This window comes from Nostoc sp. S13, assembly GCF_029379315.1.
Lineage (GTDB): Bacteria > Cyanobacteriota > Cyanobacteriia > Cyanobacteriales > Nostocaceae > Nostoc.
Genome location: NZ_JAQYWQ010000190.1, coordinates 1 through 7,920 on the forward strand (window position 1 = coordinate 1; position 7,920 = coordinate 7,920).

Consider the following 7,920-nt stretch of genomic DNA (forward strand, 5'->3'; position numbering starts at 1 on the left):
AAACCTCTCCGTATTCTCTCTTAGTCTTGTTCAGAAATCAAATAGGAGTCCTATAGATAAGCTTTTATATCAAAGGAGCGGCTATCCTTCCAACAGCAGCACAAGCCCTAAAATGTGTCTACCTATGTCAATTCTTGACGACTACTTACAAACCAATTTACATGTTGCGTCTGGATAAGCGCACTGGAAAAATATTCATCTTGGCTGGAGAAGATATAGAAGTTCTGATTAGTCGTGATGGCAACTGGGAATATCCATGAATAAACCAAACTTTGATGCTATGAGCAAGGCAGAATTACGCGCCTACGTCATTGCACACCAAGATGATCAAGAGGCTTTTTACGCATTTGCAGATCGTTTGACGGCAAAACCTCCCTCTGCGACTTATCCCGCCTCAATGACTCCAGAAGAAATTCACAAGGCAATATTAGATATTATTCAACAGAAACAGCATAGGCGCAGCCCGTCGTAGACATCGCCAGACTCCGAAACAACAGCATAAATTTTTAACACCCTTGCTCCCAGATATAACGAAGGTGATACACTACATCCATGCTAGGGGTGCCTATATAACCAGGCTGAGATCACACTCTTAACACCTGAGTCTGGGTAATACCAGCGGAGGGAAGCTGTTTATCGAGGAATTATAATATGCGGACAGAATGGGTTGCTAAACGACGTGGGCAGGGTAATGTATCTCAAATGCACTACGCCCGCCAAGGTGTTATCACCGAAGAAATGCACTACGTTGCCCAACGGGAAAATCTCCCTGCTGATCTCATTCGTGAGGAAGTGGCGCGGGGACGAATGATTATCCCGGCTAATATTAATCACACTAACTTAGAGCCGATGGCTATTGGCATCGCCTCCAAATGTAAGGTAAATGCTAATATCGGCGCTTCCCCCAACTCTTCTAATCTTCAAGAAGAAGTTGATAAGCTGAATCTGTCCGTGAAGTACGGTGCTGATACCGTGATGGACTTATCCACAGGTGGCGGTAACTTGGATGAAATTCGCACCGCTATCATCAAGGCTTCGCCAGTTCCTATTGGTACAGTACCCGTTTACCAAGCTTTAGAAAGTGTCCACGGTACAATTGAAAACCTGACTGCTGATGATTTTCTCCATATCATCGAAAAGCACGCCCAGCAGGGGGTAGACTATCAAACTATCCACGCAGGGATTTTAATTGAACATTTGCCTTTGGTGAGAAACCGGATCACTGGTATTGTCTCTCGCGGCGGCGGTATTTTGGCGCGGTGGATGCTACATCACCACAAACAAAACCCACTTTATACTCACTTCCAAGACATTATCGAGATTTTCAAAAGATACGATGTCTCCTTCAGTTTAGGAGATTCCCTGCGTCCTGGTTGCACCCATGATGCCTCAGATGAAGCACAATTAGCTGAATTGAAAACCCTCGGACAATTAACTCGCAAAGCTTGGGAAGATGATGTACAGGTGATGGTGGAAGGGCCTGGACATGTGCCAATGGATCAAATTGAGTTCAACGTCCGTAAGCAGATGGAAGAGTGTTCTGAAGCACCTTTCTATGTTTTAGGGCCATTGGTGACAGACATTGCTCCTGGTTATGACCATATCACTTCAGCCATTGGGGCAGCGATGGCTGGATGGTACGGTACTGCAATGCTGTGCTATGTAACACCCAAAGAACATTTGGGTCTACCAAATGCCGAAGATGTCAGGAATGGGTTGATTGCCTATAAAATAGCAGCTCATGCGGCTGATATTGCCAGACATCGCCCTGGTGCAAGGGATAGAGATGATGAACTTTCCAAAGCGCGTTACAACTTCGATTGGAACCGTCAGTTTGAATTATCACTCGACCCAGAAAGAGCTAAGGAATATCACGATGAAACTCTGCCAGCAGATATCTATAAAACTGCTGAGTTTTGTTCGATGTGTGGGCCGAAGTTCTGCCCAATGCAAACTAAGGTTGATGCTGATGCGCTGACAGAATTAGAGAAGTTCTTGGCGAAAGAGCCTGTGACTCAAAGCTAGTTTTGTCGGGTGCGTTAGGACATTCGTCCTAACGCACCTAAAATTTGAGGTGTGCGTTACGCTATGCGATAACACACTCTACAAGAGAATGGTACTTACTTAAGCAAAAGTTGCTGCACAGATCCCTGACTTCTTGAAGAAATCGGGGATCTAAATCCAAATTAAGCGCCATTCCACCCTACAAAATTTAAAGTTTTGCTTTTCTCAAAATACAAGGTTAGGTTGTGCGATCGCTCTACCCAGCCGACAATTATCCTTACAGCTATTTTCACGTAAATAGACCATTCTGTCGGGGCACAGCATTGCTGTGCCCTTACGATATATCTGACTTTTCGCGTTAAGTCGTGAAACAACGAAATAGCAAGGGTTTCACTATCCATAAGAGCTTCAGGTAAAGTCGATTTCAGGATAATGGTGCTTAAAACGTGTTCATGCAGGTCATAAGCAGATTTACCACAGCTAGTAGCATTATATAAAGCTTGTATGAACTTGATTGTTGCTTGAGAATAGATGTTATCATCTCATATATAAAATTAACTTATGTCTGTTTGAGTAGAACTTAGATATCACAAAATTATTTTTGATAAAAGAAGAAATTGCGTTTTTGTCAAGAACAAAACAAAATTTCACAAGATATCAAATTTCAAATAAGCGAACAAAATACATCTGTGCGAAGGATAAATTTTCGTTTATAAATATTTATATTTATATTTAAACGTATTATATGTTACAAATACTTACATGTTGAAGATTGGGTAAAGTAGTTTATTTGACTTGGGAATAGTGATAAAACAAATATGTTGACTAAGTAAGTAGGTGCTAAAAAACAGAACTTGAGCAAGAAATGTAAATTGCTTAAAAGCTTATTTTTAAAGTGTTTATGGTGCTTTACAGAGGTTTATTACTTTGGCTTAATCGTGCCTATGTACATAAGTAAAATAAAACACTCGAAAAACTAATTTAAATAAGCTATTTAAGTTGATTTTTGTAAATTATTCAAGCTCCTGATATTTATCCCTTAATTTCCAAGTCTCAACAACTAACGCAAATCACAAGGAGAAAATTATGTCTACACAACGAGCTAAATTTTGTAATACGCTTGTTACTACTATTGCATTTCTCGGCATGGGTCTTCCCCTCAACAGCCTGCTACTCGATAAAGCTGCAATGGCACAACCTATACTACCTAATTCTGCAACTTATGGTCCAGTGACACTGACTAATTTGACACTTAACGGCAATAGACTTATCCGGAAATGAGAACTTTATTTGGCTGAAACCTAGCTCTGGAGAGGGTTTTAGAGGTTCCTGTTTTATATAAGCTAAAAAGCCAGCTATGTAAGGGTTTCAGCTATTTTGAGGTTTATTTGTGGATAGGTCTAATAGTAATGTTGTAATTGTTAATCCTGGAGAAACGATTAATGGATCTACTAATTACACTTATAATAATGGTCAAAATGGATCTATTAATCAAATTATTGTAGGTCTTGAAGGTCAATATAACGCTCAAGCCTGTATCTATAATGGTTCTACCCAAGGTTCAGGCTCAAGTACATTCACGTTAACAGCACCTAATGTAGCTGGAACTTACTACGTTCGCTTCCGCTATGCTCAAGCTTATGGATGCCAACAAGGGGCTTTGGGTTGGTGGCGAATCGATAAAGTGCCTACTGCTGAAGCCAATATAGGAATAATTATTGTCAGAGAGCCTACCGCACTCTGACGGGGTGGCAAGCGCCCCGTAACCCAAGAGCTATGGCCATCGCACACTTTCCAGTGCAACTGGAGTTTAGACTAGTCAGAGTGCAAAACTGCTGAACAAATCAGATATAAAGCTTTGTTAATAATCAATAGTTGCATGTGCTAAGTATTGATTATTAACAAAGCTTATTTTAACTATTTCCCGGCTATTTTTGAGCCTGTAGTATTTAATTATATTTAAGTTTAATTAATAGTAATAATTTCAAGCTTTTCAAGACTTAACGGGGAAAAATCAGTACGATAGATGTAGTTCAAATACAGAGAAAACTGCTGTAAGCCAAGCCTATTGGCTTAAAATCCAATTTCAATGGTCAAGCTCCGAATCTTTCCTGTATCTGCATCAGCTTTATCTGCAACTTCCAGAGTCCAGGTTCCTTGGGGACTTTTACCCTTAAAGGCAGCAAGTTTAAGGGTGTTTACCTCGTCATAGGTTGTTTTAATATTATCTGTACCTCCGCCCTGGCGATCGTGCAGAATTATCGGAAGTAGGCCTATTTGCACTGGGGGAAGAAGAGTAACTACAAGATCGCCAATAAAAGTATGCTCAATGTCTACATTAACTTTGATAGATTTGCTCAGACTGGTATTATCGATCGCCAACGACAATGTTGATATCTGCAAGTCGTTAATTGGGATATCTTGCACTACTTTAAAAATGCTAATGGTCGATGTTTGATCTGGCTTGGCCAATTCTACAGCTTTGAGAGCATTGATTCGACCGTAACCGTAGAATGGGCTGCGACCACTGGTATCATATTTACCTCCATCTGGATCAATGCGATCGCTGGAGCGTTTAATAATATCTCGCACTTCGTCCCAACGCAGATTTGGGTTTCTGGCAATAATCAGGGCTACGACACCAGCTGCACCTGGACAAGAGCTGGAAGTTCCGCCGAATTCGTTTGTGTAGTTGCCTGCGGCTTCACCCAGATTCCGATTACCCGAATTATAACCAAGTACACCAGAGCGATCAGTTGTCCAAATTCCAGTGGTTTGAGAACTGTCACCATTGTTGCTGGGAAAGGCGCACCATACCGCCTGACCAAAGTCACTGTAAGCGCTTCTCGTGCCGAAATCGTTACAAGCTGCCACAGCAATCACCTTTTGGTAGCTAGCGTAGCCATCATTATCCACGCTTTCATTACCATTGCCAGCCGCGAATAAAATTACACAGCCCTTGCCGTTGCGGCCTTTATTGATTGCAAAATCTATAGCAAGTCGTGTGGAGTCAGGCAGAGGTATTTTCTGGTTGTGTGCAGGATCGTTTGGCTCAAACCAAACCCCATCTGCTGGCCCCCAACTACAAGAAATGACATCAGCACCATTTTGAGCCGCCCAAATAAAAGCATCTGCTTCATCCTGTGACCCCAGCGCCGAAGCTAAACGAATCGGCATCAGCTTTGCACCCGGTGCCACACCAGATGCACCAAAATTGCCGTTTGCACAAGCTACTCCTGCACAGCTTGTCCCGTGATTATCGTCGTTTCCCGGTCTGGGATTGTTAGTTTTACGTGTGACATCACGCGGGGCAACAATCTTTCCAGAGGAACGGAACTCTTCATGCTCAAGATCCACACCATCGTCGATAATTGCAATAATCGTCCCTGTGCCATCGCTTAACTTCCAAGCTGCCTCAACGTTGGCATGGGCGTTAATTACTTTACCATTAATTTTTGTTTGCTTTAAGTGCCACTGCTGCGGGAAAACCTGACGTTGGCGTGATTCACGCACTAGTTCAGGATGGCACAGTTCAACCGATTCTTGATTCAAAAGTCTCTCAGCGATGTCAAAGACGGCTATACCAGTATTTGCCGGTGCATTGACAAAGTAAGCATTTCGTGCATATTCAAGTTGCCGTTTAATTGTTAAGCCGTAACGTCCTAATACCTCTTCGTAGACGCTTAACTCCTCTTCATTATCGAATTTAACGAAGAGGTTTTCGGTGTAAACTACAGGTTGTCTGGATATTGGATCGACAAGAACACGTCCGGCAAATTGCACTTCAGACTCTTGGTTGAGAATTTCACGGGCGCGATCGCGCAAAGCCACACCCTGATTCGGAACTTTCGCTTGCAGAATTTCGACACCCGCTTGCCGAAACCGCGTTGTTAGCTCAAATTGATTGAGGATGCTACGAGCTGTGGGTGACACAGGTGCGGCTTCAAACGATCTTGCACCAACAAGAGTACTGCGGTTTTCGGTACGCACTACAACGTGTTCGTTACTGATCGCAAGTTCATACTGTTGGCCGTTCTGTCCACCATAGCGAACCTGAACCATAGTTTAATCTCCTAAATGTTTTGAAAATTGGGCATTGGGAAACCGCATTATGTCTTACTTTTAAAGCTTGCTGCATCAGCGTGCGCTTACCTTTAGTTTATGAATGCTTCCTATTTCATGTGTTATATGTGTATTACGGGATTAAAAAATACAGCTTAAACAAAATTTAATCTCTCTAAGTACAACATTTAATTAATTCCTAGCAAATTCTCTGCGTCCGTGTGCGCCCCTACTCTGGGGGAAGACGTTCGCGTAGCGTCTCGTAGAGAAGCGGCTATGCATTTAAATAACATAATTAGAACTTGAGAAAGATGTTTTATTTTCCATCTGAGTATTTTCTACAGGTGTACTCTTTACCCCTGATTGCTGAAGTGAAATTTCAAAAAGACTACTTTTCTGAGTATCCTGAACAAATTCGCGTAGACGTAGCCCGCACTTCTCTACGAGACGCTGCGCGAACGACAAAGCTCAGTGACCATCGTAGACATCGCACTGCTGTATCCTACACTCGTAAGCCTGGGTACTATGCAGTCCACTACAATCAACCCAGCACGGTGACACCAGGAGCAATTTTACAACTTAACGACGGTGCAATCGCAGTTTTTCCAGGCGAACCTAATGAATCAGAACAGGGAACACTAAGTCCAATTTACACACTACAACCCAATGGTTCGGTAGCAGTACCAACTGGACTGGTTTTCATCCGTTTTGCTGAAGGTGTTGATGTGGAGTCGGAGCATGAAATAATTAATCGAGCGGGTTACAAAGTAGTGCAAAGCCTTGACTATGCGCCTCACGCCGCTTGGTTGCGTGCCCAATCAGGTAATATTGTTGATGCGCTCGCTGGGATTCGTCAGTTAGAAGCGATACCTAAAGTTGAGAATATCGAACCTCAGATGCTTATGGAAACAGGTTTGAGACTAAGGCGTTGATTTTGTCGGCAGGGAAAAACTATGAATAAAAATCAGGTTTTGGCAATTTATCATTTAATGCCCAGTTACCGATGTCTCTGACTTTATAATCCACTGGGTCATGGAGAGTGAAAGTGCGGAGATTGCGCCAGTAGCGGTCAAAGCCATATTTTGCACTGGTAGCGCGTGCGCCCATAACTTCAAAGATGCGGTTGGTAATGTCTAAACCAACTGTAGTTGCTGCAACTTTGGCGGTAGCGACGCAAAGCGCACATTCCCCACGTTGTTCGGCGGTGAGTGACCATTCTTTTCCCCAAGCCGCTTGTAGTAATTCTCCTGCTTGTTCAGTCAAGCTCTTTGCTGCTTGGAGATCAACCCATATTTTGCCATAATGCTGGAGGATATAAGGATCTTGGGTTGCACTGTCTACACCTGATGTCAGCCAAGGTTTTGTACTGGTTTTAGTATATGTTTTAGCAGCTTCAAATGCTCCCTGTGCAATTCCCAGGTAAATATTAGCAAGATTCAATTGAGTCAAGCAGGCGCGAATAGTGGCGAAGGGTTGATTGGGTTTATCTCTACTACCAAGAATTTCATCCGGGTAGACCAACACATTCTCAAAAGTAACACTACCACTATCTGTTTGGCGTTGTCCGATATTATCCCAATCATCATGAACAGTAACGCCTTGCCGTTGAGTGGGAATTACTACAATACTCAATTCACCAGTTTCTTGATCAGTGGCAGTGATCGGCAATATATCCGAGTCTTGAGAGCCAGAGCAAAAGCTTTTAATCCCGTTGAGCCGGAAATAATCTTTTTCCGATGTCAGAGTAGTTCTTTTATCTAAAGGGTTGAGGGCATTACACCAAAACCAATTATTGTGAATATAGGACTCCTATTTGATTTCTGAACAAGACTAAGAGAGAATACGGAGAGGTTT

The 7,920-nt window shown here is 42.6% G+C and carries 8 protein-coding genes and 1 riboswitch; of the genes, 5 read left to right on the top strand and 3 right to left on the bottom strand.

What is annotated here, in order from left to right; translation table 11 throughout:
- Positions 1 to 256 precede the first annotated feature (256 nt).
- Together PUQ00_RS31335 and thiC are read left to right on the top strand one after the other, a co-directional pair.
- Positions 257 to 472, top strand: a complete 216-nt coding sequence (locus PUQ00_RS31335) for a hypothetical protein (protein ID WP_300423776.1) — start codon at positions 257 to 259, stop codon at positions 470 to 472.
- 75 nt (positions 473 to 547) lie between these two features.
- Positions 548 to 644, top strand: a riboswitch (TPP riboswitch).
- A 7-nt stretch (positions 645 to 651) separates the two neighbouring features.
- Entirely contained in the window at positions 652 to 2,025 is a 1,374-nt protein-coding gene (gene thiC, locus PUQ00_RS31340; protein WP_300423778.1) for a phosphomethylpyrimidine synthase, read from the top strand.
- Positions 2,026 to 2,186: 161 nt separating this feature from the next.
- Here the strand turns inward: thiC and PUQ00_RS31345 are convergent, their stop codons facing one another.
- Positions 2,187 to 2,405, bottom strand: a complete 219-nt coding sequence (locus PUQ00_RS31345; RefSeq protein WP_300423779.1) for a hypothetical protein — start codon at positions 2,403 to 2,405, stop codon at positions 2,187 to 2,189.
- Positions 2,406 to 3,090: 685 nt separating this feature from the next.
- Here PUQ00_RS31345 and PUQ00_RS31350 point away from each other — a divergent pair.
- Together PUQ00_RS31350 and PUQ00_RS31355 are read left to right on the top strand one after the other, a co-directional pair.
- The gene (locus PUQ00_RS31350; RefSeq protein WP_300423781.1) at positions 3,091 to 3,285 is read left to right on the top strand and encodes a hypothetical protein; all 195 of its coding nucleotides are present in this window, start codon (positions 3,091 to 3,093) and stop codon (positions 3,283 to 3,285) included.
- 109 nt (positions 3,286 to 3,394) lie between these two features.
- Positions 3,395 to 3,748 carry a hypothetical protein gene (locus PUQ00_RS31355; protein ID WP_300423782.1) on the top strand — a complete coding sequence of 118 codons (354 nt, stop codon included), beginning with the start codon at positions 3,395 to 3,397 and terminating at the stop codon, positions 3,746 to 3,748.
- Between the two features lie 329 nt (positions 3,749 to 4,077).
- Here PUQ00_RS31355 and PUQ00_RS31360 read toward each other — a convergent pair whose 3' ends face one another.
- Positions 4,078 to 6,066 carry a S8 family serine peptidase gene (locus PUQ00_RS31360; RefSeq protein ID WP_300423784.1) on the bottom strand — a complete coding sequence of 663 codons (1,989 nt, stop codon included), beginning with the start codon at positions 6,064 to 6,066 and terminating at the stop codon, positions 4,078 to 4,080.
- Positions 6,067 to 6,377: 311 nt separating this feature from the next.
- Between PUQ00_RS31360 and PUQ00_RS31365 the strand changes: the two genes are divergently transcribed.
- Positions 6,378 to 6,998, top strand: coding sequence for a hypothetical protein (locus PUQ00_RS31365; RefSeq protein WP_300423785.1), 621 nt, complete (start codon positions 6,378 to 6,380; stop codon positions 6,996 to 6,998).
- Between the two features lie 19 nt (positions 6,999 to 7,017).
- Here the strand turns inward: PUQ00_RS31365 and PUQ00_RS31370 are convergent, their stop codons facing one another.
- Positions 7,018 to 7,866, bottom strand: a complete 849-nt coding sequence (locus tag PUQ00_RS31370) for an acyl-CoA dehydrogenase family protein (RefSeq protein WP_335030488.1) — start codon at positions 7,864 to 7,866, stop codon at positions 7,018 to 7,020.
- Positions 7,867 to 7,920: the final 54 nt, after the last annotated feature.

Excerpts from the sequence above, each read along its gene's own strand:
- PUQ00_RS31360 (WP_300423784.1), bottom strand. The coding sequence starts at position 6,066 with ATGGTTCAGGTTCGCTATGGTGGACAGAACGGCCAACAGTATGAACTT.
- PUQ00_RS31350 (WP_300423781.1), top strand. The coding sequence starts at position 3,091 with ATGTCTACACAACGAGCTAAATTTTGTAATACGCTTGTTACTACTATT.
- PUQ00_RS31335 (WP_300423776.1), top strand. The coding sequence starts at position 257 with ATGAATAAACCAAACTTTGATGCTATGAGCAAGGCAGAATTACGCGCC.
- PUQ00_RS31345 (WP_300423779.1), bottom strand. The coding sequence starts at position 2,405 with ATGGATAGTGAAACCCTTGCTATTTCGTTGTTTCACGACTTAACGCGA.
- thiC (WP_300423778.1), top strand. The coding sequence starts at position 652 with ATGCGGACAGAATGGGTTGCTAAACGACGTGGGCAGGGTAATGTATCT.
- PUQ00_RS31365 (WP_300423785.1), top strand. The coding sequence starts at position 6,378 with ATGTTTTATTTTCCATCTGAGTATTTTCTACAGGTGTACTCTTTACCC.